This is a genomic window from Pseudarthrobacter sp. AB1 (genome assembly GCF_014926485.1).
In the GTDB taxonomy this organism is placed as follows: domain Bacteria; phylum Actinomycetota; class Actinomycetes; order Actinomycetales; family Micrococcaceae; genus Arthrobacter.
Window position 1 is genome coordinate 14885 of the sequence record NZ_PZKO01000020.1, and the last position, 26077, is coordinate 40961.

Genomic DNA, 26077 nt, shown 5'->3' on the forward strand with positions numbered 1-26077 from the left:
AATTGTGGAAATCAGGCCGCTTAGAAGAGCTCGGACTGGCCCAGGGCAATCAGGTTGTCGTAGGAGGTCTGCAGCGCTTCCCACACCGTGCGGCCATAGAGTTCGTCCTGCTCCACCAGCAGGTACTCGGCGCCGGCAGCCTGCGCGGCCGGGATGATGGACGCGAAGTCCAGGTTGCCTTCGCCCACTTCGGCGAACTGGACAACGTTCTTGAACTCGGCCATGAAGCCCATAAAGTCGCCGGAATCCAGCAGACCCATGGCCGACTCCGGCATTTGGCCTATCCGGTAGTCCTTCAGGTGGACCATGGCCGTGCGGCCGGCGTACTTTTCGAGGGTACGGACCGGGTCCAGGCCGCCGCGCTGGACCCAGTGCACGTCGATTTCCATGCCCATGACCGGGGAGTTCTCCGCAATAATGTCCAACATGTATTTGCCGTCGAACTTCGCGAACTCGATGTGGTGGTTGTGGTAGTACAGCCCCAGTCCCTGCTCCTGCAGGCGCTCGGCGTACTCGTTGGCCTGCTTGGCGAAGTCAATCACCGCGCCGATGGACGTCATTGCCTCGAACGGCAGCATACCGATCCGCAGCAACTTCGAGTCCAGGCTCTTTGCGTCATCCACGATCTTCTCAAAGTGCTCCGCCAGGGAATCGCCGGGCCTGCCCTTGGGGGTCTCCATGGCCACGGAAAGGGCTGCGATGTCCATGCCCAGCTCGCTGCGGGACCGGTCCAGTTCAGCGACGTTTTCCGGCGTCATCGGGATCTGGGAGATCTCGACGGCGTTGTAGCCGATGTCGCTGACCTTGCGGAGCGTTTCGAACGCCCCGATTTCGGTGAAGCTGTCCTTCAGCATCATTGCCTGTACGCCAATTTTGGCCACGTTATTCCTCCATTGTTGTTGCTGTTGAGTTAGTTCGGACACGAGCCCTAGGCAAGGACAGCGGCCTGCTCGTTCTGCTGGCGCTGTTCTTCGAGCAACCGGTGACGGTCGGCACGGCGCTTCTCCTGGCGGTCCGGATCCGGCACCGGGGAAGCGAGCAGCAACCGCTGCGTGTAGGGGTGCTCGGGGTTGCGCGTGACGATCTCTGCCGGCCCCTGCTCCACAATTTCTCCACGGTACATCACGGCTACACGGTGGCTGATGTGGCGGACCACGTCAAGGTCGTGGGAGACAAAAAGGTAGGAGACGCCAGTGTCCTTCTGGATCTGCAGGAAGAGATCCAGGACGCGGGCCTGGGTGGACAGGTCCAATGCGCTGACCGGCTCATCACAGACGATGAGCTTGGGAGACAGCGCCAGGGCGCGGGCAATCGCCACGCGCTGGCGCTGGCCGCCGCTGAATTCGCGCGGAAGCCGGTGGATGGCGTCCGACGGGAGGCCAACCTGGTCCAGGAGCTCCTTCACGCGCTTTTTTGCTGCTGCCTGCTCCATGCCCTGCACGCCCAGGGGTTCGGCCAGAATGTCACCGATTTCCAGGGCCGGGTTCAGCGACGTGTAGGGATCCTGGAAGACCACTTGCATGTCGCGGCTGAGGACACGCCGCTGCTTGCGGGTGGCGTGGCTGATGTCCTGGTCTTCGAAGGTGATCTTGCCGCCGCTCACCGGCGCGAGACCGAGTACAGACCGGCCCAGGGTGGTCTTGCCCGACCCTGATTCGCCCACCAGGCCCAGGGTCTCACCCTGGCCGATGCTGATGTTGATGTCGGTCAGGGCGCGGAATTTCCTTGCACGGAATCCTTTGCCGGGGTACTCGACGACCAGGTTTTCCACGCGAAGGAGTTCTTCGCGTGCCGGGGCTGATACCGCGGCGCTTGAGGCTGCAGTTTCCGTCACAGGACATTCTCCTTAGCACTTGATGACGCGGTTGAAGACGAAGCAGCTGAAACCAGCATGGTCATCGGTTCCTTGCCTTCCAGCATCGAAGCCAACAGAGTCTGGGTATAGCGTTCCTTCGGTTCGCGCAGGATCTCCCGCACGGGGCCTTCCTCCACCAGCCGGCCGTTCTGCATGACCACAACACGGTCGCAGAGGTCAGCCACAACGCCGAAGTTGTGGGTCACCAGGATGACCCCGACGCCGAGCCGGCGCTGGAGGTCGCGGATGAGGTCCAGCACATCGGCCTGGACCGTGACGTCCAGTGCCGTGGTGGGCTCATCGGCAATGATGAGGTCCGGTTCGCAGCTGATGGCGCCGGCGATGAGCACACGCTGGGCCATTCCACCGGATACCTCGTGCGGGTAGGCCTTGAAGGTCCGCTCCGGGCTGACGATGCCGACGTCGGAGAGCAGCTTCATGGCCCGCGTGGTGGCTTCGGCCTTGGTGATTCCCAGGACACGCACCATGGGCGTAACCAGCTGGTAGCCGATGGTGAAGGCCGGGTCCAGGTTGCTCATGGGTTCCTGCGGGATGTAGGAAATCCGCTTGCCGCGCAGCTTGGAGAGGCGGCCCTGGTTGACCTTGTCCTCACCTGGAGCGACCGTGTAGTTGCCATCGAACTGGATGGCGCCGCCCACGATTCGCGCGGTGTCCGGCAGCAGGCCCAGGATGGAGAAGGCAGTCTGGGACTTACCTGACCCGGATTCGCCCACGATGCCGAGGATTTCCCCGCGGTCAACGTGGAAGGAAACGTCGTCCACCACTTTCTTGATGGATCCGTCGGCCTGGGGGTAGCCGACGCCGAGGTTGGTCACCTTGACCAGATGGTGTTCTGTTCCGGCTTCGACGGCGGCGATGGTCTTGCGTGCTGTCTTGGCGGCGCTGGCGGCGGCAGCGTCCTGCGCCTCATGTGCTTTTTTCCTGCGGTGCTTGATCTTTTCGCCGTCTTCCAGGGCGTCACGGATGGCGTTGCCCAACAGGACCAGGGCCCCGATGGTCAGCGCCATGGCAAGCGCGGGCCAGAAGAGCAGTGTCGGCGTGAGGTAGACGTTCTTGAAGCCTTCGCTCAGCATCACACCCCAGGTGGCCTTGGCGGGATCGCCCAGGCCCAGGAACTCGAGCCCGGACTGGATGGCGATGGCCACCCCGGCGATCGCGGCAGTCTGGATGATGATGGGCGCGCGGACCACGGAGAAGATGTGGCGGGTGATGATACTGACGTCTGACAGGCCGGAGACGCGGGCGGCATCGACGTAAAGCTCGTTGCGGACCGACTGCACCGCTGATCGTGTCAGGCGGAAGTAGGAAGGGCTGATCAGCACACCGAACGCGATCATGGCAATCCATACTGACGGACCGAAAGCGGCCCGGATGGTGAGGAGGACGATCAGGCCGGGGAGGCTCATCAGGATGCTGACAATCCAGTTGGAGACCGCTTCAAACTTGCCCGCGTAGTAGCCGGCCACGAGGCCGGCCGGGAGGCCGATGGCAATGGCGACGGCGGCGCACAGCAGCGCGGAGCTGAGGGTCAGCTGTGCCCCGAAGAGCAGCCGGCTCCAGACGTCGCGTCCTGAGCTGTCCGTGCCCAGGATGTTGACAGCGTCCGGCGCGGCGAGGGTCTTGGAGATGTTGGCGAAGTTCTCGTCGAACGGGGCCAGGACATCGGCGAAGACGGCCATCACTGCCATTGCCAGCAGAATGACGATGGCGACGATGCCGAGAGGATTCTTGAACAGGCGCTTGAGGACTGTTGACCGGACGACGGTCCCGGTCTGGCCCGACGTCCCAGGTCCGGGCGTCAGTGCTGAGGTTTCGACGGACTCGGTCACGAGGCACGCACCTTCGGGTTAAGCCAGCCGTTGAGCAGGTCAACGATGAGGTTGACCACAATAACGACGGCGACGGTGTACATAACAACGCCCATGACCACCGGCTGGTCACTCTGGCCGGTGGCGGCTACGGCCAGCGGCCCCATGCCGGGAAGGGCAAAAATCTGCTCGATGATGACCACGCCGCCCAGCATGCCGATCAGCTGGAGACTGAGCACGGTCAGGCCCGCCGGAGCGGCGCTGCGAAGGACATGCTTGAACAGGACCTCGCGCTCACCGATGCCGCGGCTGCGCAGCGTGCGGACGTAATCGCGTTCGAGCTGCTTGATGACGGCACTGCGGATCTGCTGTGCACCGCCGGTGACGCCGTTGATCAGCAGGGCGATCACCGGAAGGGTCAGGGAAAGTACCCAGGCGTCCGCGCCGACACCGGGCGAAATGGTACTGGTGGCGGGGAACATGCCCATCTGGATAGCAAGGATGGTCACCAGGATGATGCCGATGACGAAGCCGGGGACAGAATCGCCGATGATGGCACCGATCTGGACCACGCGGTCCACCCAGCCGCGCTTTACTGCTGCGGCGACGCCGATAAGCGTGGCGATGATGGAGATCAGGAGCATGGCTGCAATCACCATGGTCATGGTCACCGGAATGCGTGTGGCGAGGGCGTTGGAGACGGGTTCAGACGTGAACCAGGATGTGCCCAGGTCCCCCTGCAGGGCGCCCGTGAGCCAGCTGAAGTAGCGCGTGAAGATGGGCTGGTCCAGCCCCAACTCGGCTTCCTTCACGGCCAGCTGATCCGGCGTGGCCTGGTCACCCAGGATGTTCCGCGCAATGCTGCCGCTCGATACGTAGAGCAGGGAAAAAACGAGGATCGAGACGGCGAACAGGACTACGAGTCCGCTGCCGAGGCGTTTAAGGATGAAAGTGATCATTGCTGGCTCCATTGAACTGGCATGGATTGGTTGCCCGGTCCGGCAGCCCACCGTTGGTGATGGGCTGCCGGACCTGCGCAGGGTTATTGTGTGGCTACGTACCCGGTATTATTTGGCGGGCGAGTAGTTGTAGATCGATGGAACGGCCTGCTGGATCTGGGGTTCCACGGTGATCTTGGAGTTGTGGTAATACATCTGGTTCACGCGGAACATCGGGGCGAACCATGCCTGCTCCACCACGTACTTATTGACTTCCTGGGCCAGCTTGCCAGCGTCCTTGCCGCCCTTCTCGACTGCATCGATCTTGGCCTGCAGCTCGGGAGTGGTGTTCTTGAACGGGTTGTAGAGGGCCTTGGTGGAGATGATCTGGTTGGTGGCAACCCACGGCTCACCCTGGAAGAGGGAGAAGAACATGGTGGTGAACTTCTGGGCGGCGACATCACTGGTGAACGTGTTGGTGATGGCGGCACCAATGTTCACGGTGATTCCAACGTCCGCCAGCTGCTGCTTGATCACTGCGAGCTGGGTTTCCCAGCCCGGAACCGACGGGATGTCGAGGACGACGCCGGTCTCGTAGCCGGCGTCCTTCAGGAGCTGCCTGGCTTTGGCCGGTTCGTAGCTGTAGTAGTTTTCGAGCTCTTCGGTCCATGCACCGCTGGCCTTGCCGAACGGCTGGGACGTGGGGGTGCCCTGGCCCATCAGGACCTGGTCCAGGATGGTCTTGCGGTCAAAGGCGTAGTTGATGGCCTGACGGACCTTGACGTTCCCCAGCGCGGGGTTCTTGGTGCCGTCGCGGTCCATCAGCAGGAGACCCTGCCAGTCCACCTCGGTGGCGACCAGGTTCATCTTGGCGCCTTCAGCCTGCTTGCCGGTCTTGGGGTCCAGCAGCGTGGCGTCCACCTGGCCCGAAACGAGGGCGTTGGTGCGGGCGGTCAGGTCAATCAGGATCTTGAAGGTGACCTTCTCGAACTTCTGGAGGTCCTTGTTCCAGTAGTCCTTGCGGGCGGTGAACACCGACTGCGAGTCCTTCACTGTGGCGGCCTTGTCCATGACATACGGGCCGCTGCCTACGGGCTCGGTCTTGATGGCGTCGGTGCCCAGCGCCTTCGGGCTGCCCATCAGGCCGGCGGCCTGGCTGAGGTAGAACTCCAGGGACGGATCCGGGGCGGTCAGGTTCAGTTCGATCGTGTCGGCGTCAACAACCGTGACGTCGGAGACGGCGGTCAGCTGGGCCATCTGCGGGCCGTTGGCCTTCTTGAAGTGGTCCATGTTGGCCTTGGCGGCCTCGGCGTCGAACTTGGCGCCGTCGCTGAACGTCACGTCCGTGCGGAGGTCAACGGTGAGCTTGGTGTTGGCCTCGTTGTACTTCCACGCGGTGGCCAGCATGGGGCTGAGCTTGCCGTCCGGTTCCCGCAGGATCAGGGAGTCGTACGCTGCCTGGTAAGGCTGGAGATAGTGACCGACGTGGGCCTGTGCCGGGTCCCAGGAGCGGAGTTCCTGAACTGCACCCAATGTCAGCGTCGCTGTTTTGGCCGTTGCGCCGGCGCCGGCGGGAGCGCCGCCGCCGCAGGCTGTCAGTGCCAGCGCTGCGCTGACGGTAATGGCGGCAGCTGCCGCCTTGGGACCTAACTTCATTGTTGGCTCCTGAATCTGTGGAACGTGAGAGTTGCGATTGGGCCGGTGTGGCGTGGGCCACACCGGCCTTCGAGATTCAGAATACGCATGATTGCCAATTTTGGCAACCGATTGTCAATATTGTTGCAATCTAGGCGAAAATCGTTGTGAATGAAAAGATCTAACTGCCTTCAACCGGTTGCCATGAGGCGGTCAGGAATCCTTCGCCGCCGTGTCCGGGTAGCTCTGGCGGTAAATCTCCTTGACGATTTTCAGAGACTTCTCGGCCTCTTCGGGGTTGATCCAGAACGAGCCCTGGTCAGCGAGCCGGGCATAGAAGTCACTGATGAGCAGCTCGTGTGAGACACCCCAGTAGGGGCGCCCGCCGGACTCCACCACACGTTCGGGGACCACGTCCACGCGGCCGTCCGCGTAGGTGACGGTCAGGTCCCCGCGAAGGCTGAGAGTCGCCTTTTCGGTGACGATGTCCAAAGTAACCGGCGCATTCACTGCGTTTGCGAGCGTGGCATAGAATGCGCTGCGTGCACCGTTGGCGTGCTCGGCAACAAACTCCGCGGTGTCCTCCACCTCGATGGCTTCGCCCAGGAACCTGGTGGCCGCGTTGCCGGACAACGAAACGACGTCACCCACCAGCCATTGCAGCAGGTCAACGGTGTGGATGGCCTGGTTCATCATGAGCCCGCCGCCGCCACCTGCCCACGTGCCGCGCCACGGCCGGCTGCGGTAGTAGTCTGCGTCGCGGTGCCACAGCACCGTGGCCGAAGCCCCCACTACGGCGCCCAGTTCGCCGGAAGAAAGCAGGGCATGCATGGCCTGCGCGGTGGCGTTGTATCGGTTCTGGAAACAGACGGCGATCTTGGCAGTGGACGCCTTGGCAGCCTCCACCAGCCGGCGGCCTTCCTCGAGCGAATGCGCGAGTGGCTTTTCAACTATCACATTCACGCCACGCTCAAGGCAGTCCGCAGCAATCGAGGCGTGCATGTTGTGCGGCGTCGTAACGTGCACAACATCCGGTCCGATGGCCTCGATCAGGCTGAGGTGATCCGGGAACCCCGGGACGCCATAGGCGGCAACAGCCGCCGCAAGGCGGCCGGGGTCTGAGTCACAGACCCCGGCCAGCCGCGCGCCGTCGAGCCTTGCGATGGCTTCAAAGTGCACTGCCGACACATCACCGCAGCCAATAACTGCGGTTTTGAGGCCGGTCACGAAAGTTCGATTCCGTTCTTGGCGGCAAGGACAGCGAAGGCGCGCGCAGCCGTGCCGAAGGCAGCCGCCCCGGAGAAGCCACCCAGTTCGTGGTGGCTGGCGAGGTGCGGTTCGAGTGAGGCAAAGCCCGCGTACCCGTCCGCCTTCAGGGCGGCGATGGTGGCGTCCAGTTCGCCGTCGCCATGGCCGGACGGCACCACCTCGCCCGTGGCCATGATGGCGTCCTTGACCTGGAGGTACTCGAGGTAGGGGCGGAGCATGGCGTAACCGTCTGTGTAGGGCCGGACGCCAACCTGGACGAAGTTGGCGTTGTCCCAGGCGACGCGCAGCGCGGGAGAGTCGACGGACTCCATAATGTCCAGGACCCGCTGCGGCGTATCGCCGTAGATGTCCTTTTCGTTCTCGTGCAGGAGTACGACGCCGGCGCTCACGGCTTCAGCGGCCAGTGCCCGCATGCGCGTAACGACGTCGTTGCGGATTTCTTCCGGCGTCTGGGTTTCACTCCGGTAGAAGGAGAAGATCCGGATGTACTTGGTATCCAATCCCTTGGCCACGGAGATGATCTGGCGGAGGCGTTCCACCTCGTGCTCCACAGGCAGACTGATGTCCACCTTGCCGATAGGGCTGGCCACGGCGGAGACCTTCAGGCCCTTGGCGTCCAGGATGTCTTTGAGTTCAGACACCTGCCCCGGCGTCAGCTCGGAGACATTGACACCCCAGGCGCTGCGCACTTCAATGTAGCTCGCGCCCAGCGCCAGGAGGACGGCGGCCTGGACAGCGGGGTCCGGATCCACTTCATCGCCGAATCCTGAGAGCTGCCAGGCGGTAGTAGTTGCTTCGCTTGTTGCTTCGGTCACGGGAATCTCCTTGGGTATGCCCGCGACGGGACAGCCTTGGTGCCGCTCCGGCGCGCGGGTGACTCAGTTCACAAAAAGTGCTGCCCTAAGTCTAGACACGTCAACTGTCAATGACAACCGATTGCCAACTGATTGCATGTTGTGGCAATCTAGGAGCTACAGGGCTGTGGCAACCGTCACAAGCCCCTGTCATCCCGTTCAGTGAGGAGCGCGCCATGGCGATGCAAGCAGCCGGAACCGACCGCCCTGCCACCATCCACGACATCGCCGCGATCTGCGGCGTGGCCGCCTCCACCGTGTCCCGCGCACTTTCCACTCCGGACCGGGTAAACATCCGTACGCGCGCCCGCATCGAAGCGGCAGCCGCCGAGCTGAACTACACGCCGAACAGCCAAGCGAAGGCCCTGAGCTCCGGCCGCACCGGCGCCGTCGGCGTCCTGGTGCCTGACATCACCAATCCCTTCTATTTTGACCTCATCCGGGGCACCCAGCTGCAGCTCAAGGCTGCCGGCTACACCCAGCTGCTCGTGGACACTGAAGAGTCCGACGAAGTGGAGGCCTCCACCATGGAGCAGCTGCGCAAGAGCGCCGACGGAATCATCGTCGCCGCGTCCAGGCTCACTGATGAGTCGCTGGTGGCCGCGGCCGCCAAGATTCCCCTGGTGGCCGTTAACCGCGACGTAGCTGGCGTTCCCGCCGTCGTCATCGACACGCCGTCCGCCACCAGCCAGGCCCTGGACCATCTGATTTCCCTCGGCCACACGCGCGTCGCCTACATGGCCGGCCCCCTCACGTCCCAGTCCAGCGCCCTTCGCTGGGCGGCACTGGCGGCCGCCGCCGAGGACCGCGGCGTGGACGTGCGCAGGCTGGGTCCGTTCGCCCCCAAGACACAATCGGGTGCCGCCGCGGCCGACGCTGCCGTGCACTCCGGCGTCACCGCCTGTATTGCATTCAACGACCTCATCGCCATCGGCATGCTCCAGCGGCTGCGCGAACGCGGCATCCGGGTCCCGGAGGACATGAGTGTGGTGGGCTGCGACGACATCTTCGGCGCGGACTTCTGCAATCCCCCGCTGACCACCATGACATCGCCGATCGAACAGGCCGGCCGGGTGGCCGTGTCCATGCTCCTGGCACAGCTCAACCCGCTGGCAGGCGGTGGCAGCCGCAGCCGGTCGCTGATGCCCACGCACCTGACTGTCCGCGGTTCAACCGGAGCGGCACCCGGAACGCGGTAGCCTGGGCCCGAAGTGCCCGTTCGCGCCCGGGTGCCCAAGAATCCGTTCGCACTGAATCGTGGGTGGTTCGGGTTGACACAGTTGAGCGTTGTTGACAGGGCTGACTAGGCTGGATCACATGCGCGAACTCCAGGCCACCATCATCGAAGAAATGGGCGTGCAGCCCCGGATCGACCCCCTCGGGGAGGTGCGCAAGCGGGTGGATTTCCTGAAGGATTACCTCCGGGCAACCCACACGAAGGGCTTTGTCCTGGGCATCTCGGGCGGGCTGGATTCCTCCCTCGCCGGAAGGCTGGCCCAGCTGGCCGTAGAAGAGCTTGAAGCCGAGGGTGTGGAGGCCAACTTCGTGGCGGTCCGCCTTCCCTATGGCATCCAGCACGACGAAGACGACGCCCAGGCCGCCCTGGACTTCATCCAGGCCAAGACGGAATGGACCTTCAACATCTCCGCCGCCGTGGATGGCTTCGAGGACGAATTCGAGAAAACGGTGGGCAACGGCATCTCCGATTTCCACAAGGGAAACACCAAGGCACGCACGCGGATGATCGCGCAGTACGCGTTGGCCGGGGAGCACAACTACCTGGTGATCGGCACCGACCACGGCGCAGAGTCCGTCACCGGGTTCTTCACGAAATTCGGCGACGGCGGCGCGGACATCCTGCCGCTGTTCGGCCTCAACAAGCGCCAGAACCGTGAACTGCTCGCCGAACTGGGCGCCCCTGCCCGCGTCTGGGAAAAAGTACCCACCGCCGACCTCCTGGACGGCAAGCCCGGACGCACCGACGAGGACGAACTGGGCCTGACCTATGACCAGATCGACGATTACCTGGAAGGCCGGGAGATTCCGGAAGCGGCCGCTGAGCTGATCGAGCAGAAGTACCTCCGCACACGCCACAAGCGCACCGTGCCTGTCACCATCTTCGATACCTGGTGGAAATAGGCTGAGCCGAGGTACTTCTGGTCAGCGGCGGCAACCCGGGACTATCTGCCACCCAGTTTGTTGGTCATCCGGTGGGCTTCCTCCATCAGCAGCTTACCCAGGAGCTCCTGCCGTTCCGGCCTGAACCGGGGTTCGATGCCGGTGAGCGAAAGGGCGCCGACCGGCCTGCCCAGCTGGTCGAACACGGCAGCCCCCATGCCCCAGCTGCCTTCAAGCACCAGGCCGGGATTCACGGCAAAGCCATGCAGCCGGGTCAGTTCCAGATTCCGGCGGAGCACGTCCAGGCTGTGGCCTGCTGCGAAACCGCCGGCGTGCCCGTCCCAGCCGGACAGGATGGCGTCCTGTTCCTCGGCCGGGAGGAACGCCATGATCGCAGTTCCGGCCGAGGCCACGCCCAGCGGAAAACGGACTCCCTCATGCAGCACAAAGGAGCGTACCGGGAAGCTTCCCTCTTCCCGCAGCACGCAGACCGTCTCCTGGCCCCTGCGGATGGAATAGAAGGCGCTCTCGCCGGTCTCCTCCGCCAGCCGGCGAAGGCTTGGCCGCGCCAGGTCCTCGAACGGGAAGCGGGCCGCCGCCACTGATCCCAGCAGGAAAATCTCCGGGCCCAGGATCCAGTTTCCGCTGTGGGTATCGTGGTCCAGAAGGCCCTCCGCAGCAAGGGAGGCCAGGAGCCGGTGGACGGTGGGACGGGTCAGCCCCGACTCCCGGACCAGCCCGGAAATCGAGCTGCCCTCGGGCTTCCGGCCGACAAGCCGGAGCAGTGAGGCGACGCGCCCCACCACTTGCGCCCCTTGGACTGGATTTGTCATTCCACTCACCAAATTTCAAGAAATCCTCCACAATGTGGACACCTCCAAGCCTAGCGTCCACGCTGTGAAATATATTCCCTGCTGGGCGAATCACGCCGTTGACCAACTTTCGCGAACGCCCTAGGCTCCTTTATCAGGCCCCATGTCCACAACGTGGATACCCCGAACGGCTCTGCACGCTCGATGACGAGGAGACGGAATGTCCAAACTGAAATCCAACGCGGCCGCTGCCCTGGCCGAAGTGATCCGGGACGGCATGACGCTCGCCGTCGGCGGCTTTGGCCTGAGCGGCATCCCGGCCGACCTCATCGAGGCCGTGCGCGATTCCGGCGTGCGTGATCTGACCGTCGTGTCGAACAACATGGGCGTGGACGGCAAGGGCCTGGGTGTGCTGATCGAAGCCGGCCAGGTCCGCAAAGTGATCGCATCGTATGTCGGCGAGAACAGACTCTTCGCCGAGCAGTACCTCGCGGGCCTGCTTGAGGTGGAGTTCACGCCGCAGGGCACCCTGGCCGAGCGCCTTCGCGCCGGCGGCGCCGGGATCCCCGCCTTTTACACCCAGACCGGCGTGGGGACGCTGGTCGCGGAAGGAAAACCGCTGACAGAGTTCGACGGCGAAACGTACGTCCAGGAGCGCGCCATCCGCGCCGACGTCGCACTGGTCCACGCGCACACCGCGGACACGGAGGGGAACCTGATCTACCGTTTCACGGCCCGGAACTTCAACCCCGTGGTGGCCACCGCAGGCCTGGTGACCATCGCCGAAGCTGAAGTCATCGTGCAGGCGGGCGCCCTGGATCCGAACCACATCGTCACACCGGGCGTGTACGTCCAGCACCTTGTCCAGGCGAGCGGCCGGGTGAAGGACATCGAACAGCGCACCGTCCGCACCCGGGAAGCGGCACCAGTCCCCGCCTGAACGGCTACAGCCTGAACCAACCCGCAGCGCGAACGAACACCTAAGCCCCACAAAACTTTGAGCCCCAAGGAGAACCCATGGCCTGGACCAGGGATGAAATGGCTGCCATCGCGGCCGAGGAACTGAACGACGGCGACTACGTGAACCTGGGCATCGGCATCCCCACGCTGGTGGCCAACAACCTGCCCGACGGCGTCCGCGTGATCCTGCAGAGCGAAAACGGACTGCTCGGCATGGGCCCGTTCCCCTATGAGGGCGAGGAAGACGCCGACCTCATCAACGCCGGCAAGCAGACCGTCACGGTCCTGCCCGGCGGCAGCATCTTCGATTCCGCCACATCGTTCGGGATGATCCGCGGCGGCCACGTCAAGGTGGCCATTCTGGGCGCCATGCAGGTCTCCGGCAACGGCGACCTCGCCAACTGGACCATCCCCGGAAAAATGGTCAAGGGCATGGGCGGCGCCATGGACCTCGTTGCCGGAACGCCGCGCGTGGTGGTCCTGACCGAGCACAACGCCAAGGACGGCACGGCGAAGATCGTCACCGAATGCACCCTGCCGCTCACGGGCCTGCGGTGCGTGGACCGGATCATCAGCGACCTCGCGGTTTTTGACATCGTGAAGTCGGAACAAGAAGCGGACGACGACGGCGGGCGGCAGCTCACGCTGACCCGCCTTGCGCCGGGGGTCACCGTGGAGGAAATCCGTGAAAAGACCGACGCCGCGTTCACCGTCGCCTTGGACGCGGCACTGAACGAAGCAACACTGAACGAAGCAACACTGGAAGGAGCCACGGCATGAGCCTGAAGGAACAGTTTGGCAAGGATGTCCTGCTCACCGGCTGGGGTCACAGCCGGTTCGGCAAGCTCACCGACGAGACCCTCGAATCCCTGATCGTCCAGGTGGCCACCGAAGCCATCAGCAACGCCGGGATCGAGGCTGGCCAGATCGACGAGATCTACCTGGGCCAGTTCAACTCCGGCATGATGCCGCTGGCCTTCCCGTCGTCCCTGGCGCTGCAGGTCTCGCCGGAACTGGCCAACGTCGCGGCCACCCGGGTGGAGAACGCCTGCGCCTCCGGCTCGGCGGCGTTCCAGCAGGGTACTAAAGCCCTGTTGGCCGGTACTGCCAAAACCGTCCTGGTGATCGGCGCAGAGAAAATGACCCACGCCGGTGCCGACGTTGTGGGGGCCGCCCTGCTGGGCGCTGACTACGACATGGCCGGCCAGACGTCTACCACCGGCTTCACGGGCTTGTTCGCCGACGTCGCCAAGCACTACGACAAGCGCTATGGCCGCGGCGACGGAAAGCTGGGCGACGTGCTTGGCTCCATCGCGGCCAAGAACCACCGCAACGGCGTGGACAACCCCTACGCCCAGCTCCGCAAGGACCTCGGCGAGGAGTTCTGCCGCACCATTTCAGACAAGAACCCCATGGTGGCCGATCCCCTGCGTCGCACCGACTGCTCCCCCGTGTCCGACGGCGCCGCCGCCGTTGTACTCTCCGGCTCACCGACCGGCGGAGTGGCTCAGCCGGTAAGGCTCGCCGGTTTTGGCCACGCGAACGACTTCTTTCCGGCCGAACGGCGGGACCCCACCGCCTTCGCCGCCACCCGGGTGTCCTGGCAGCGCGCGCTGGGGATGGCCGGCGTCGGGCTTGAAGACCTGGACTTCGCTGAGGTCCACGACTGCTTCACCATCGCCGAGCTGCTGATGTACGAGGCTATGGGACTGACCGAGCCGGGCCAGGGCGCCCGCGCCATCGAGGAAGGCTGGGTCTTCAAGGACGGCAAGCTGCCGGTCAACGTCTCCGGCGGGCTGAAGGCCAAGGGCCACCCCGTCGGCGCCACCGGCGTCTCCCAGCACGTCATCGCCGCCATGCAGCTCACCGGCACGGCCGGAGCGATGCAGCTGGCCAACCCGCGTCGGGCCGCGGTGCAGAACATGGGCGGCGTAGGCATCGCCAACTACGTCAGCGTCCTCGAGGCCGTCTAAGAAGCAACGCGGGGTCACATTACGCCCTTGCAGATCAGATTTTCGGGCCCAATCTGACCCCGCGTTGGATTTAGGGGGCTAGCCTGTCCGAATCAGGTTGGCGATCTCCACAAAGCCCAGGCGTTCGGCGTTCTCCAGGGCGGTCCGTCCCTGGGGATCCCTGACGTTCGGGTCCCCGCCGGCCTCCAACAGCAGCCGGACCACGTCCTGCTGCCGGGGCCCGCCGTTGTTGAGCAGGATGCTCTCCTGCATGGCGGTCCAGCCCAGGTTGTTCACATGGTTCACGGGCACCCTGGCAGCCAGGAGGATGCGGACCGTCTCCACGTGGCCGTGCTCGCTCGCGGGAATCAGCGCGGTTCCGCCATACCGGTTGGTGCTTGCAACGTCCGCTCCGGCCGCCAGCGTAAGCCGGAGAATGTCGTTGAATCCCTCGGCCCCGGCATAGAGGAACGCTGAATCCTGGATGGCGTCCTTGGCGTTCACGTTGCCGCCGCGGCCGATGAGCTCGCCGACCAGCACCACGTTGTTGGCCTTTGACGCGGCGATCAGATCCTGGTCCAGCTGTGCCTGCGCTTCGCCGGGCAGCACTGGCGCCGTGGTGGCTGCCGGTGTGGACGGTTGCGGGCTGCCCGGGTTGACCAGGACGTACGACGGCGGCGACTCCAGCCGCTGCGGCTCACCGGGACCCGCCTGGCAGGCGGCCAGGCACAATGCAACCCCAGCCGCGAGCGCGAGTACCGCCGCGGCCCTGCGTGCCCGGCGCCAGGTCCTGAACCGTCTCATGGAGCCGAGCCTACTTGGCCGGGCTGGCTGCCAGCGCGGCAATGGCCTCGGCGCCGGCGGTGGCGCAGGCCTCGTCCAGAGTGCCGTCGGGGGCGCCGCCCACTCCGATCCCTGCCACGGACACACCGTTCACCTTAAGCGGGACGCCACCGGCGAGGAACAGGGTGCCGGGGAGGTCCGCAATGCTGGGCCCGTTGCCGTTGACGCGCTTGGCCAGCTCGCTCGTCGGCGCACCGAACGCAGCCGCGGTGTAGGCCTTCTGCGTGGCTGCTTCGATTGTGTGTTCGGCGGCATTGTCCCCGCGCAGGAGTGCCTGGACGGTGCCGAACCTGTCCACCAGGGCCACCGTAACGAACGGCAGCTTGTCCGCCTGGCATTTGGCGAGGGCTGCCCGGACTGCCTCGGAAGAGGCTCCCGCGGTGATGCGGTTCTGCGCCACGACGGTTTCCGGCGCCTGCGGGATCTCGACGACAGGTACCGCAGCAGGGGCGGCGGCAGGGGCGGCCACTTGGCTGGTCCCGGCATTGGCTGCAACGGTCAGCCCTCCGGTCAGCAGCAAAGCTCCGGCGGCGGCAGCGGCGGCAATCTTGTTGGACTTCTTCACGGTGATCTCCTTGGGTTGACGTGCCCACGTTGATGGACCACGTTGGCGGGATGTGCTGATGGGCATCGGCTCCATCCATCCTGTCCAGGCCAGCCGGAACAAACATCGGGCCTTCGGCTACGCCCGGCTCCCCCGGAAGGCCAGCGGCATCAGCCAAAAGGCTGAGAGACCAGTAAACGGCGCGGGCAATAGCATGGGATAGGAACACTCCTGACCTGAACCGGACCCCATGCCCTCCCCAGCCCCTCCCCGCAAAACCCTGACCGCCGGATCCCCACCCACCACCGGATCCTCCCTCCCTGCCGAGCCTGCCTCGCCGGCCTCGGCAGCCGGCCGGTTCGGCCGGATCGACGCCGCCGTCCACTTGGGCTTCGCGGTCCTGCTAGTCGCGTCGGCCGTCCGCTATGTCATGCGGCACAGCCTGCCGGACAACCTCCTGGTCCTCGGCCTGGCAGGAGCGGTGTGCGCCCTGTACGCCGTGATCGCTGTACTTGCCCGGCAGAGGCGCCCGTGGGCACTATGGATGCTCGCGTTTGTGGTCGTCTGGGCTGCGCTGGTCATTGCCGCACCCAGCTTCGCCTGGTGTTCCTTTGCGATTTTCTTCCTGTGCCGCACCGCCTTTACGGGCGCTGTAGGCTACGTGGCGGCGGGCGCAACGGCGGCCGCCACCGCCGTCGGGCTGTTCCGGCTCAGCGACGGGACGGACCTCGCGATGCTGCTGGGGCCGCTTGCCGTGGGCGTGATGCTGACGCTGATCCATGACCGGATCGAGCACGATGCCGCGGAACAGCGGCGCCTCCATGCCGAAGTTTCGCTGGCACAGGGTCAGCTGGCGGCCAGCGAGCGCCGGGCCGGCACCATCGCCGAACGCGAACGGATATCGCGGGAGATCCACGACACCGTGACGCAGGGCCTGGCCAGCAGCCTGCTGCTCCTGGAGGCCGCTGGCCGTTCGTGGCCAGGCCAAGCATCGCGCCAGGAGCTCAGCCAGGCTACGGAGCTGCTGCGCCGGAACCTCTCCGAGACCCGCAGCCTGGTCCACGAGCTCGCCGCTCCGGGCCTTGACGCGTCGCCGCTTCCCGAGGCCCTGCACCAAGCGGCCGCCCAGTACGTCCCGCACGCCCGGCTCCTGGTCACCGGCGAGCCGGGGGACATTCCTCCGGAAGTCCGGCACACCCTGTTGCGGGTTGTCCAAAGCGCGGCCGCGAACATCCAGCAGCACGCGCACGCCACCACCACAACCCTGACGCTGGGGTTCCTTCCTGACTCGGTCACCCTTGACATCTACGACGACGGAACAGGCTTTGACCCGTCGGCGGCAGCACCGCCGTCGGACGCCGGAGGATACGGGCTGCGGGCCATGCGCCAGCGTGTGGAGCAGCTGGGCGGCATATTCTCGGTTGAAAGCACCCCCGGCGAAGGGACCATTGTGGCCGCACAAGTACCGGTTCGGGTGCAGTCAGCGCCACCAGCGCAGCAGAGCACCCGGGGCGACGCATGACCGGCATCACCGTCCTCCTGGTGGACGACCACTTGGTGGTCCGGAGCGGGCTCAAGGCGCTGCTGGGCACGCAGCCTGACTTTGATGTGGTGGCTGAGGCCGCCTCCGGCGAGGAGGCCCTGGGGCTGGTGGAACAGCACTCCCCTGCCCTGGTGGTGATGGATCTGGCCATGGGCGCCGGAATGGACGGGATCGAGGCCATCAAGCAGCTGCGCCAGCGCAACAGCCAGCAGGCCATCCTGGTGTTCACCACGTACGATTCGGACGCGGACATTGTCCGGGCCGTGGACGCCGGCGCCATGGGCTACCTCCTCAAGGACGCCGCCCCGGACGAAATCTTTGCCGCCATCCGCGGTGCCGTACAGGGGAAAAGCGTGATGAGCGCCCCGGTGGCGTCCCGGCTCTTCCAACAGCTGCGCAATCCCGACGAGGTCCTGACGCCCCGGGAAGCGGAGCTGCTAAGCCTCCTGACCGAGGGGCTCAGCAACCGGGAGCTGGGCCAGCGGCTCTTCATTTCCGGGGCCACGGTCAAGACCCATTTGGCGCACATCTACGCCAAGCTCGGGGTGGAAACCCGCGCCGCTGCCATCGCCACTGCCATCCGCCGGGAGGGTATGCGTTAGCCCGGAGCAGGTAATTCCCGGGCACCATTTCTGTAACAGGAGTGACACTTGATGACTGCAGCTATTGCACGCCCACCGCGCAGCCCCTAGGTTTGAGACAGCGGACTACAGACTCCGCGTCTGCCTGCCGTCCGAGCAGGACCAGAAAAGGGTTACAAAGGAAGTTAGCAATGGCAACAGGCACAGTTAAATGGTTCAACGCTGAAAAGGGCTTTGGCTTCATCGCTCCGGACGACGGATCCGCCGATGTTTTCGCGCACTACTCCGCGATCGCCAGCAGCGGCTACCGCTCACTGGACGAGAACCAGAAAGTCGAATTCGATGTGACCCAAGGTCCCAAGGGCCCGCAGGCAGAGAACATTCGCCCGCTCTAAGGTTCTGATTAACTGCCCTGGCCGCGCTGCAAAGCATGGCCAGGGCAGTTTTTTGTTAAGTTCTCCATTACCCGTGAATTTCTAGACGAAAGCCGATTTACCGGTGACGGCCCGGCCCACAATCAGAGAATTGATTTCGTAGCTGCCCTCATAGGTATAGAGGATTTCGGCATCACCAAACAGCTTGCCCATTTCATAGTCCGAGCTGATTCCGTTGCCGCCCAGCAGCGACCGTCCCATCGCCACCGATGCGCGGGCCAGCCGGGTGCAGGTGGACTTTGCCATGGCCGCCTGGGCCATTTCCAGCTTGCCGTCCGTCTGGATCCGGGCGAGCTGGGCCATCAGCGCCAGTGACGCGGAGGCGTTGCCGAGTATTTCCGCCAGTTGCTGCTGGACCAGCTGGAAGCAGGCCAGTTCCTTGCCGAATTGCCTGCGTTCCAGGGAGTAGGAACGGGCGACGTCGAACGCGGCCAGCTGGATCCCGGCACCCTGCCAGCCAACCCAGGCGCGCGAATCCCGCAGGAGCTCGTTGGCTGTGGAGAAGTCGGTGGCGCCCGGCAGCATGTTGGCCGCCGGAATCCTGACGTTGTCCAGCACGATGTCCGCGTTCTGCATGATCCGCAGGCCGATCTTGTTGGCAATCTTGGTGGCCCGGTAGCCCGCACGGTCCGTCTCCACAATGAAGCCTTTGATGTGCCCGTCTGCTGCGTCGCGCGCCCACACCAGGGCAAAGTCCGCGATGGTCCCGGAGCCGATCCAGCGTTTGGCGCCGTTGATCACCCACTCGCCGTCCTCGAGCCGCGCGGATGTTTCCAGCCCGCCGGCGATGTCCGAGCCGTGATCGGGTTCGGTCAGGGCGAAGGCGCCAAGTTGGGTAAAGGCTGTCAGGCCAGGCAGCCACCGCTGCTTCTGCTCCTGGGAACCGAGGGCGTCGATCATCCCCACGATCAGTTCGTTGTGGATCCCAACGAGAGCCGACAGCGAAACGTCCGCCCTGGCGACTTCGACGTACATCAGGCCCTTAAAGAGCTTGGATGTGCCGTCCGTCTGCAGCCTGCCCAGCCCGTGCTTGCCCATTTCCGCCAGCAACCCGAACGGGAATTCCTCGCGGTTCCAGTAGCCAATGGATGCCGGCCGCACCGTGGACTGCAGGAAGGCCCGGATCTCCAGATAGCGCACGCGTTCCGCCTCGGGCAGGAGGTCCACGATGTGCATCAGGTCTGCCTCGGGAAAAGGCAGGGCTTCGGTCACAACACGCTCACGTCCTTGTGGCTGCACGCTTCATATCCCTTCGGTCTTCCAAACCCTTGGATGTCCTAGTATATTGCACAGGGATGGATTCTTAGTGATGCGCATCACTGGACGAAAGGTGCCCCCCATGTCAGTCACCGATGACTTCCGCGAGGCACGAGACCGCCTGCTGGCCCTGCATTCCGACTACCACCAGGCCAGGCGCGAGTTCGTGTGGCCACGGTTCACGGAATTCAACTTTGCCCTCGACTGGTTTGATCAGATCGCCGCAGATCCTGAGAAGGCCAATAATCCGGCCCTGGTCATCGTGGAGCAGGACGGCTCGTCCACCCGCCGGAGTTTCGCGGACCTGGCCGCCCGTTCGAACCAGGTGGCCAACTGGCTGCGAAGCCAGGGCATGCGCCGCGGGGACCGCATGATCGTGATGCTGGGCAACCAGGTGGAGCTCTGGGAGCTGATGCTGGCCGGCATCAAGCTGGGCATTGTCCTGATCCCCACCACCACCCTGATGGGACCAGAGGACCTGGCCGAACGTGTGGAGCGCGGCGAGGCGGGCTGGGCCGCCGTCGGGCGTTCCAACATCGGCAAGTTTGCCGGCGTCCCAGGCGATTACCGCCTGGTCGAAATCGGCGGGATCGGTGCAGCCAACGCAGAGGCTCTCCAGTACACGGATTCGACGACGGCTGCAGTCACCTTCGTTCCCGACGCCCCCACGCAGGCGGACGAGACGCTGCTGCTGTATTTCACCTCCGGAACCACGTCGAAGGCCAAGCTGGTGGAGCACACGCATACGTCGTACCCGGTGGGGCACCTCTCCACAATGTATTGGATTGGCCTGGAACCCGGCGACGTGCACCTGAATGTGGCGTCGCCGGGCTGGGGCAAACACGCGTGGTCCAATTTCTTCGCCCCGTGGATCGCGGAGGCGTGCGTTTTTGTCTACAACTACGAACGGTTCGACGCCCGTGCTCTGATGGAGCAGATGGACCGCGAGCGCGTCACCAGCTTCTGTGCCCCGCCCACGGTCTGGCGGATGCTGATCCAAGCGGACCTGAAAGTGCTGAAGTCCCCGCCCACCAAGGTGGTCTCCGCGGGTGAACCGCTGAACGCCGAAGTGATCGAACAGGTCCAGCGCGCGTGGGGCCAGACCATCCGGGACGGCTTCGGCCAGACCGAAACCACCGTCCAGGTGGCCAACACGCCCAGCCAGCCGGTCACCATCGGCGCCATGGGGCGGCCGCTTCCCGGCTACGACGTTGTGCTGGTGGACCCGAGCACCGGGGAAGAAGCGGACGACGGCGAGCTGTGCCTCCGCCTGGACCCCCGGCCGGTGGGGCTGATGAAGGGCTACTACGGTGACGCGGAACGGACCGCTGAGGCGTTCCGCGGCGGTTATTACCACACGGGCGACATGGCCAGCCGGGACAAACACGGCGTCATCACCTACGTGGGCCGCGACGACGACGTCTTCAAATCCTCCGACTACCGGCTATCGCCGTTCGAGCTGGAGAGCGTGCTGCTCGAACACCCGGCCGTGGCCGAGGCCGCTGTGGTTCCGTCGCCGGATGCGCTCAGACTCTCCGTCCCCAAGGCCTACGTTGTCCTGGTGTCCGGACTGGAGCCGGGGCCGGAGCTGGCGGAGGACATCCTGCGGTACTGCCGCGAACACCTGGCGCCGTTCAAGCGGATCCGGCGGCTGGAATTCGCGGCGCTGCCCAAGACCATCTCGGGCAAAATCCGCCGTGTGGAGCTGCGGCACAATGAGCAACTCCGGCACGGCGGGGTCACCCATCCCGACGGCTTCGGCTTGGAGTACTCCGAGGCGGATTTCCCGGGGCTGAAAGGCTGAGGATGGCCGCGCCACTGCCCCGGGACCCCATCGCCGATGCCCAACGGAACTGGGAGGAGCACGGTTGGGCCGACGTTGCCGCTCCCATGGCTGCGATCACCGCGATCATGCGCACCCAGCAGATCCTGCTGGCCCGGATCGAGGGCGCCCTGAAGCCGTTCGGGCTGACCTTCGCCCGCTACGAGCTGCTCGCACTCCTCAGTTTCGCCCGCAGTGGAGCGCTGCCCATGAACAAGGCGAGCGCCCTGCTCCAGGTCCATCCCACCTCGGTGACCAACGCCGTCGACCGTTTGGAAGGCTCGGGACTGGTGGCCCGTTCGCCGCATCCTACGGACGGGCGTACCACGCTGATCGAGCTCACCGCGGAGGGGCGGACCGTGGCCAAACGCGCGACGGCGGTGCTCAACACCGAGGTGTTTGGCCAGTCAGGTTTCGACGCGGCCGACGTGGACCAGCTGATCCATATCCTGGGCACGTTCCGCCGGAATGCCGGGGACTTTAGGGACGGCTAATCCCGTCAGCGGTGGTTGAACCCGGGCTGGCGCTTCTCCGCAAAGGCTGCCATGCCTTCCTTCTGGTCCTCGCTGGCGAAGAGCGAGTGGAAGATCCGGCGTTCGAACAGGACACCCTGGGCGAGTCCGGTTTCGAACGCGGCGTTGACGGCCTCCTTCGCGAGCATGGCCACGGGCTTGGACTTGGACGCGATGACCTCCGCGGCCTTCAGCGCCTCCTCCACCACGTCCTCCGCGGGCACCACGCGCGAGACAAGGCCCGAGCGTTCCGCTTCCTCGGCGCCGATGAAGCGCCCGGTGAGGATCATGTCCATGGCTTTGGCCTTGCCCACGGCACGGGTGAGCCGCTGCGAACCGCCCATGCCCGGCAGCACGCCGAGGTTGATTTCCGGCTGGCCGAACTTGGCGTTGTCCCCGGCGATGATGAAATCGCACATCATGGCCAGCTCACAGCCGCCGCCCAGCGCGAAGCCGGACACCGCCGCGATGACGGGAATGCGCAGCCGGGTGAAGTCCTCCCAGCCGCGGAACCAGTCCGCGGCGTACATGTCCATGTAGCCCTGGGATGCCATTTCCTTGATGTCGGCCCCGGCGGCGAACGCCTTGCCCGAGCCGGTGACCACCACCGCGCCCACGCCGGGGTCCGCGTCCATGGCAGTGACGGCTGCCACGAGCTGTTCCATCGTGGCCTTGTCCAGGGCGTTGAGCGCCTGCGGCCGGTTGAGCGTGACCAGCCCTACCCGGCCGCGCTGTTCCACCAGGATGTTCGTATACTCCGTCATGCCTGACCTTTCAGCTGTTCGTGGATGTTGCGTGCTGCAAGTGCTGCAGATGGTGCTATTCCTGCGATTTTTCGCGGATGTCCGTGATGATTCCGGAGAAGTCCCGGCCGGCTCCGCCTTCAGCGGCAAACGTATCGTAAATTTCGGAAGCGAGCGGTCCCAGCCGAGCAGCCACCCCCGTACTTTCCAGCGCATTGAGCGCCAGTCTCAGGTCCTTGGCCATCAGCGCTCCCGCGAATCCCGGCTGGTAGTTGCGGTTAGCAGGGCTGGTGGGGACCGGCCCGGGGACCGGGCAGTTGGTGGTCAAAGCCCAGCATTGACCGGAGGCGTTGGAGGCGACGTCGAACAGCGCCTGATGCGTCAGGCCCAGCTTCTCACCCAGCACAAAGGCCTCGCTGACCGCGATCATGGAGACCCCCAGGATGAGGTTGTTGCAGATCTTCGCAGCCTGGCCGCCGCCGTGCGCGCCGCAATGGACCACGCGTTTGCCCATCACCTCGAGCAGCGGCCGCACGGCCTCGAAGTCCTCCGTCCCGCCGCCCACCATAAAAGTCAGCGTGCCGGCTTCCGCACCCACCACGCCGCCGGAGACCGGGGCGTCCACAGCACGGTGGCCGGCCGCAATGGCGAGCGCGGAGGCTTCCCGGGCCTCGTCAACGTTGATGGTGGAGCAATCCAGGAACATGGTGCCCGGCTTGGCTTCGGCGAGCAGGCCCGGCTGACCTTCGGCGCCGAGGTAGGCATCCAGCACGTGCTGGCCGCTGGGGAACATGGTCAGCACAATGTCGGCACCGGCGATGGCATCCAGCGGACTGGCCGCCGTGGGGACGCCGTGTGCCTGGGCGGACTCCAGGGCGGCGGGGACCACGTCGAAACCGGCCACGGTGTAGCCGGCACGGACCAGGTTCACTGCCATGGGGCCGCCCATGTGGCCCAGGCCCAGGAAAGCGACGGTGGTTTGTTCAGGCATTGTCCGGCTCCTTTGTGTTCAGCGTGAGCTCCCGGTCCCCCAGCGGCTCGAAGAACCGTGCCACGTCCGTCGCGTGCACCTCGTGCAGCGTGGCCGGCTTCCATTGCGGTGTGCGGTCCTTGTCCACCACCTGCGCGCGGATTCCTTCGCGGAAGTCCGGCGCAACCAGGAAACGAAGACCTACCCGGTATTCCTGCGCCAGCGCTTCGTCCAGCGTCAGTCCCTTGGCCTGGCGGAGGGACTCCAGGGTCACCTTCACGGCCGTTGGCGACTTCGCTTCGATGGTGGTGGCAGCATCGGTGGCCCCGTCCCCCTCCACGCCCGGCGTGCCATCCGGCGCCCCATCCATGGTCCGTAGCCGCCGGACAATGTCCTCTACGTCATCGCTGGCGTAGGCGGCATCGATCCAGCCGCGCTGCTCCTCGAGCCCGGAGGGCGGCGGGTTCCGCGCAAAGCGGACGACGGCGGCTTCCGCAGTTTCGTGTTCGAGCGCGGCCGCCAGCTCCGGCAAGTTCCCCGACGGGACAAAGTGGTCCGCGAGGCCCAGGAACAGCGCATCCGCGCCGGTCAGGTGGGCTCCCGTCAGCGCCGCATGGGTGCCCGTCTCCCCAGGTGACTTGGCCAGCAACCAGGTCCCGCCGACGTCGGGCACAAACCCGATGGTGGTCTCCGGCATTCCCGTCCGGGTCCGTTCGGTAACCACCCGCACCGAGCCGTGCGCTGAGATTCCCACGCCGCCGCCCAGCACCAAGCCATCCATCAAGGCCACATAAGGCTTCGGGTAGGCGGCAATCAGTGAGTTCAGCCGGTATTCGGCCTGCCAGAAGTCAGCTGTTTCCGTGCCGCCGCCAAGGATGTCCCGGTAGATCGCCACAATGTCGCCCCCGGCGCAGAGGCCCCGCTCGCCTGCACCGCGCACCAGGACGGTGGCAACGCCGTCGTCGTCCGCCCAGGCCGTGAGCTGCGCCAGCATGGCATCCACCATGCCGGCATTCAGGGCGTTGACGGCTTTAGGCCGGTTGAGCGTGATGATGCCCAGGTGGCCGCGCTTCTCGAACAGAACCTCCGTCATCAGCTGCCTTCCGGCATGATGAAGCTGGCGCCCTGGCGGATCCCGGACGGCCAGCGTGTGGTGACCGTCTTGGTCTTGGTGTAGAAACGGAACGCGTCGGCGCCGTGCTGGTTCAGGTCGCCGAAACCGGACGCTTTCCAACCGCCAAACGTGTAATAAGCGATGGGCACCGGAATGGGGACGTTGATGCCAACCATTCCAACCTCCACCCGGCTGGCAAAGTCCCGGGCGGCGTCGCCATCGCGGGTGAAGATGGCCACACCGTTGCCGAATTCGTGCTCGGAACACAGCCGGAGGGCTTCGTCGTAATCGGCGGCGCGGAGCACGCTCAGGACGGGCCCGAAGATTTCCTCCTGGTAGATCTTCATGTCCTTGGTGACGTGGTCAAAGAGCGTGGGTCCCACCCAGAAACCGTCGTCGTAGCCTTCCACCGTGAGGCCACGCCCGTCGGCCAGCAGGGTGGCGCCCTGGTCCACGCCGGACTGGATGTAGCCCTCGATCCGTTCCTTGGCACTCGCCGCCACCACGGGCCCGAAGTCCGAGTCCTTGTCCAGGCTGTGGCCTACCCTGAGGTGTTTGACGCGCTCGGTCAGCTTGGCTACCAGCGCATCCGCAGTCTTCTCCCCCACCGGGACAGCTACGGAGATGGCCATACAGCGCTCGCCGGCGGAGCCGAAGCCTGCGCCGATCAGGGCGTCGGCGGCCATGTCCAGGTCCGCGTCCGGCATGATCACCATGTGGTTCTTGGCCCCGCCGAAGCACTGGGCGCGCTTCCCGTGGGCGGCAGCGGTGGCGTAGATGTACTGGGCAATGGGCGTTGAACCCACAAAGCCGATGGCCTTCACCCGGGGATCTTCCAGCAGCGCGTCAACGGCTTCCTTGTCCCCGTTGACCACGCTGAACACCCCGTCCGGCAGCCCGGCCTCGGTGAACAGTTCGGCCAGGCGCAACGGAACCGAGGGGTCCCGTTCGGAGGGCTTGAGGATGAAGGCGTTTCCGGCGGCGAGGGCCGGGCCGGACTTCCACAGCGGGATCATCGCCGGGAAGTTGAACGGGGTGATGCCCGCGACCACGCCGAGTGGCTGGCGCAGCGAGTGGACGTCGATCCCTGCACCGGCGTCGTCGGAGAATTCGCCTTTGAGCAGGTGCGGGGCGCCTGCCGCGAACTCCACCACTTCAATTCCGCGCTGGATATCGCCCTTGGAATCGGCGAAGGTTTTCCCGTGTTCGGAGGACAGCAGCGTGGCGAGTTCATCCATGTTCTCGTTGACGAGGTCAACGAATTTCAGCAGGATCCGGCCGCGGCGCTGCGGGTTCATGGCGCCCCACTGGACCTGCGCCTTCTCCGCGGCGGCCACCACGTTCCGGACTTCCTCCCCGCTGGCCAGGGGCAGGCGCGCCTGGACCTGGCCCGTGCAAGGGTCAAAAACGTCGCTGAAGCGGCCGGAGGTCCCCGCCACCCGTTGGCCATCTACGTAATGGGATAGTTCGCGCACCATGATGCAATGCTCCT

General features: G+C 65.1%; 25 protein-coding genes. 10 read left to right on the top strand and 15 right to left on the bottom strand.

The features are described from left to right. Positions 1–20 precede the first annotated feature (20 nt). The 7 genes from DAD99_RS06155 to DAD99_RS06185 all read right to left on the bottom strand — a co-directional run bounded on the left by DAD99_RS06155 (position 21) and on the right by DAD99_RS06185 (position 8341). The gene (locus DAD99_RS06155) at positions 21–881 is read right to left on the bottom strand and encodes a sugar phosphate isomerase/epimerase (RefSeq protein WP_309233213.1); all 861 of its coding nucleotides are present in this window, start codon (positions 879–881) and stop codon (positions 21–23) included. 47 nt (positions 882–928) lie between these two features. Beyond that, positions 929–1834, bottom strand: coding sequence for an ATP-binding cassette domain-containing protein (locus DAD99_RS06160; RefSeq protein WP_193340782.1), 906 nt, complete (start codon positions 1832–1834; stop codon positions 929–931). Continuing rightward, positions 1831–3705 (bottom strand): dipeptide/oligopeptide/nickel ABC transporter permease/ATP-binding protein, encoded by a 1875-nt coding sequence (locus DAD99_RS06165; RefSeq protein WP_193340783.1) that lies wholly within the window; start codon positions 3703–3705, stop codon positions 1831–1833. The genes DAD99_RS06160 and DAD99_RS06165 overlap by 4 nt, the downstream gene beginning before the upstream one ends. After that, entirely contained in the window at positions 3702–4643 is a 942-nt protein-coding gene (locus tag DAD99_RS06170) for an ABC transporter permease (protein WP_193340784.1), read from the bottom strand. The genes DAD99_RS06165 and DAD99_RS06170 overlap by 4 nt, the downstream gene beginning before the upstream one ends. A 108-nt stretch (positions 4644–4751) precedes the next feature. Then, positions 4752–6278: an ABC transporter substrate-binding protein gene (locus DAD99_RS06175; protein ID WP_193340785.1), complete on the bottom strand. Its 1527-nt coding sequence runs from the start codon at positions 6276–6278 to the stop codon at positions 4752–4754. Between the two features lie 192 nt (positions 6279–6470). Further along, the gene (locus DAD99_RS06180) at positions 6471–7484 is read right to left on the bottom strand and encodes a Gfo/Idh/MocA family protein (protein WP_193340786.1); all 1014 of its coding nucleotides are present in this window, start codon (positions 7482–7484) and stop codon (positions 6471–6473) included. Beyond that, on the bottom strand, positions 7481–8341 hold the full coding sequence (locus DAD99_RS06185) for a sugar phosphate isomerase/epimerase (protein WP_193340787.1): 861 nt from the start codon (positions 8339–8341) through the stop codon (positions 7481–7483). Before DAD99_RS06185 ends, DAD99_RS06180 begins: the two co-directional genes overlap by 4 nt. Before the next feature lie 221 nt (positions 8342–8562). On the opposite strand from DAD99_RS06185, the gene DAD99_RS06190 reads away from it, so the two are divergent. Together DAD99_RS06190 and nadE are read left to right on the top strand one after the other, a co-directional pair. Further along, the gene (locus DAD99_RS06190; RefSeq protein WP_193340911.1) at positions 8563–9579 is read left to right on the top strand and encodes a LacI family DNA-binding transcriptional regulator; all 1017 of its coding nucleotides are present in this window, start codon (positions 8563–8565) and stop codon (positions 9577–9579) included. 118 nt (positions 9580–9697) lie between these two features. Continuing rightward, on the top strand, positions 9698–10519 hold the full coding sequence (nadE, locus tag DAD99_RS06195) for an ammonia-dependent NAD(+) synthetase (RefSeq protein WP_193340788.1): 822 nt from the start codon (positions 9698–9700) through the stop codon (positions 10517–10519). A gap of 41 nt (positions 10520–10560) precedes the next feature. Here the strand turns inward: nadE and DAD99_RS06200 are convergent, their stop codons facing one another. Beyond that, entirely contained in the window at positions 10561–11331 is a 771-nt protein-coding gene (locus DAD99_RS06200) for an IclR family transcriptional regulator (protein WP_193340789.1), read from the bottom strand. Positions 11332–11530: 199 nt separating this feature from the next. On the opposite strand from DAD99_RS06200, the gene DAD99_RS06205 reads away from it, so the two are divergent. From DAD99_RS06205 to DAD99_RS06215, 3 genes are all read left to right on the top strand, one after another. Then, positions 11531–12250, top strand: a complete 720-nt coding sequence (locus tag DAD99_RS06205; RefSeq protein WP_193340790.1) for a CoA transferase subunit A — start codon at positions 11531–11533, stop codon at positions 12248–12250. 77 nt (positions 12251–12327) lie between these two features. Next, entirely contained in the window at positions 12328–13050 is a 723-nt protein-coding gene (locus DAD99_RS06210) for a CoA transferase subunit B (protein WP_193340791.1), read from the top strand. Next, a complete protein-coding gene (locus tag DAD99_RS06215) occupies positions 13047–14243 on the top strand; it encodes an acetyl-CoA acetyltransferase (RefSeq protein WP_193340792.1) in 1197 nt (398 codons plus the stop codon). The genes DAD99_RS06210 and DAD99_RS06215 overlap by 4 nt, the downstream gene beginning before the upstream one ends. 78 nt (positions 14244–14321) lie before the next feature. Here the strand turns inward: DAD99_RS06215 and DAD99_RS06220 are convergent, their stop codons facing one another. Continuing rightward, the gene (locus tag DAD99_RS06220; protein WP_193340793.1) at positions 14322–15026 is read right to left on the bottom strand and encodes an ankyrin repeat domain-containing protein; all 705 of its coding nucleotides are present in this window, start codon (positions 15024–15026) and stop codon (positions 14322–14324) included. 10 nt (positions 15027–15036) lie between these two features. Next, the gene (locus tag DAD99_RS06225; protein ID WP_193340794.1) at positions 15037–15630 is read right to left on the bottom strand and encodes a heme-binding protein; all 594 of its coding nucleotides are present in this window, start codon (positions 15628–15630) and stop codon (positions 15037–15039) included. Between the two features lie 229 nt (positions 15631–15859). On the opposite strand from DAD99_RS06225, the gene DAD99_RS06230 reads away from it, so the two are divergent. The 3 genes from DAD99_RS06230 to DAD99_RS06240 all read left to right on the top strand — a co-directional run bounded on the left by DAD99_RS06230 (position 15860) and on the right by DAD99_RS06240 (position 18128). Next, positions 15860–17131 carry a sensor histidine kinase gene (locus DAD99_RS06230; protein ID WP_193340795.1) on the top strand — a complete coding sequence of 424 codons (1272 nt, stop codon included), beginning with the start codon at positions 15860–15862 and terminating at the stop codon, positions 17129–17131. Further along, positions 17128–17754, top strand: a complete 627-nt coding sequence (locus tag DAD99_RS06235; protein ID WP_193340796.1) for a response regulator transcription factor — start codon at positions 17128–17130, stop codon at positions 17752–17754. The genes DAD99_RS06230 and DAD99_RS06235 overlap by 4 nt, the downstream gene beginning before the upstream one ends. 170 nt (positions 17755–17924) lie before the next feature. After that, complete coding sequence (locus DAD99_RS06240; RefSeq protein WP_013599688.1) at positions 17925–18128, top strand: cold-shock protein; 204 nt, start codon at positions 17925–17927, stop codon at positions 18126–18128. Between the two features lie 81 nt (positions 18129–18209). On the opposite strand, the gene DAD99_RS06245 is transcribed toward DAD99_RS06240, so the two are convergent. Continuing rightward, positions 18210–19343: an acyl-CoA dehydrogenase family protein gene (locus DAD99_RS06245; protein WP_193340912.1), complete on the bottom strand. Its 1134-nt coding sequence runs from the start codon at positions 19341–19343 to the stop codon at positions 18210–18212. Between the two features lie 163 nt (positions 19344–19506). Between DAD99_RS06245 and DAD99_RS06250 the strand changes: the two genes are divergently transcribed. Both DAD99_RS06250 and DAD99_RS06255 read left to right on the top strand, forming a co-directional pair. Continuing rightward, positions 19507–21228, top strand: a complete 1722-nt coding sequence (locus tag DAD99_RS06250; RefSeq protein ID WP_193340797.1) for an AMP-binding protein — start codon at positions 19507–19509, stop codon at positions 21226–21228. A gap of 2 nt (positions 21229–21230) precedes the next feature. Beyond that, complete coding sequence (locus DAD99_RS06255; protein ID WP_193340798.1) at positions 21231–21740, top strand: MarR family winged helix-turn-helix transcriptional regulator; 510 nt, start codon at positions 21231–21233, stop codon at positions 21738–21740. Between the two features lie 5 nt (positions 21741–21745). On the opposite strand, the gene DAD99_RS06260 is transcribed toward DAD99_RS06255, so the two are convergent. Genes DAD99_RS06260 through DAD99_RS06275 form a run of 4 tightly spaced genes read right to left on the bottom strand, consistent with a single transcriptional unit; the run spans position 21746 to position 26063 of the window. Then, a complete protein-coding gene (locus tag DAD99_RS06260) occupies positions 21746–22522 on the bottom strand; it encodes an enoyl-CoA hydratase (RefSeq protein ID WP_193340799.1) in 777 nt (258 codons plus the stop codon). A gap of 55 nt (positions 22523–22577) precedes the next feature. After that, complete coding sequence (gene mmsB / locus DAD99_RS06265) at positions 22578–23492, bottom strand: 3-hydroxyisobutyrate dehydrogenase (protein WP_193340800.1); 915 nt, start codon at positions 23490–23492, stop codon at positions 22578–22580. Then, on the bottom strand, positions 23485–24564 hold the full coding sequence (locus tag DAD99_RS06270; RefSeq protein WP_193340801.1) for an enoyl-CoA hydratase/isomerase family protein: 1080 nt from the start codon (positions 24562–24564) through the stop codon (positions 23485–23487). The genes mmsB and DAD99_RS06270 overlap by 8 nt, the downstream gene beginning before the upstream one ends. Continuing rightward, a complete protein-coding gene (locus DAD99_RS06275; RefSeq protein ID WP_193340802.1) occupies positions 24564–26063 on the bottom strand; it encodes a CoA-acylating methylmalonate-semialdehyde dehydrogenase in 1500 nt (499 codons plus the stop codon). The genes DAD99_RS06270 and DAD99_RS06275 overlap by 1 nt, the downstream gene beginning before the upstream one ends. Between the last annotated feature and the right edge of the window lie 14 nt (positions 26064–26077).

Coding starts and splice junctions, on each gene's coding strand:
- DAD99_RS06210 (WP_193340791.1), top strand. CDS start 12,328: ATGGCCTGGACCAGGGATGAAATGGCTGCCATCGCGGCCGAGGAACTG.
- DAD99_RS06200 (WP_193340789.1), bottom strand. CDS start 11,331: ATGACAAATCCAGTCCAAGGGGCGCAAGTGGTGGGGCGCGTCGCCTCA.
- DAD99_RS06215 (WP_193340792.1), top strand. CDS start 13,047: ATGAGCCTGAAGGAACAGTTTGGCAAGGATGTCCTGCTCACCGGCTGG.
- DAD99_RS06250 (WP_193340797.1), top strand. CDS start 19,507: ATGTCAGTCACCGATGACTTCCGCGAGGCACGAGACCGCCTGCTGGCC.
- DAD99_RS06170 (WP_193340784.1), bottom strand. CDS start 4,643: ATGATCACTTTCATCCTTAAACGCCTCGGCAGCGGACTCGTAGTCCTG.
- DAD99_RS06245 (WP_193340912.1), bottom strand. CDS start 19,343: ATGCACATCGTGGACCTCCTGCCCGAGGCGGAACGCGTGCGCTATCTG.
- DAD99_RS06175 (WP_193340785.1), bottom strand. CDS start 6,278: ATGAAGTTAGGTCCCAAGGCGGCAGCTGCCGCCATTACCGTCAGCGCA.
- DAD99_RS06205 (WP_193340790.1), top strand. CDS start 11,531: ATGTCCAAACTGAAATCCAACGCGGCCGCTGCCCTGGCCGAAGTGATC.
- DAD99_RS06235 (WP_193340796.1), top strand. CDS start 17,128: ATGACCGGCATCACCGTCCTCCTGGTGGACGACCACTTGGTGGTCCGG.
- DAD99_RS06190 (WP_193340911.1), top strand. CDS start 8,563: ATGCAAGCAGCCGGAACCGACCGCCCTGCCACCATCCACGACATCGCC.
- DAD99_RS06260 (WP_193340799.1), bottom strand. CDS start 22,522: ATGACGGAGTATACGAACATCCTGGTGGAACAGCGCGGCCGGGTAGGG.
- DAD99_RS06275 (WP_193340802.1), bottom strand. CDS start 26,063: ATGGTGCGCGAACTATCCCATTACGTAGATGGCCAACGGGTGGCGGGG.
- mmsB (WP_193340800.1), bottom strand. CDS start 23,492: ATGCCTGAACAAACCACCGTCGCTTTCCTGGGCCTGGGCCACATGGGC.
- DAD99_RS06240 (WP_013599688.1), top strand. CDS start 17,925: ATGGCAACAGGCACAGTTAAATGGTTCAACGCTGAAAAGGGCTTTGGC.
- nadE (WP_193340788.1), top strand. CDS start 9,698: ATGCGCGAACTCCAGGCCACCATCATCGAAGAAATGGGCGTGCAGCCC.
- DAD99_RS06270 (WP_193340801.1), bottom strand. CDS start 24,564: ATGACGGAGGTTCTGTTCGAGAAGCGCGGCCACCTGGGCATCATCACG.
- DAD99_RS06230 (WP_193340795.1), top strand. CDS start 15,860: ATGCCCTCCCCAGCCCCTCCCCGCAAAACCCTGACCGCCGGATCCCCA.
- DAD99_RS06255 (WP_193340798.1), top strand. CDS start 21,231: ATGGCCGCGCCACTGCCCCGGGACCCCATCGCCGATGCCCAACGGAAC.
- DAD99_RS06220 (WP_193340793.1), bottom strand. CDS start 15,026: ATGAGACGGTTCAGGACCTGGCGCCGGGCACGCAGGGCCGCGGCGGTA.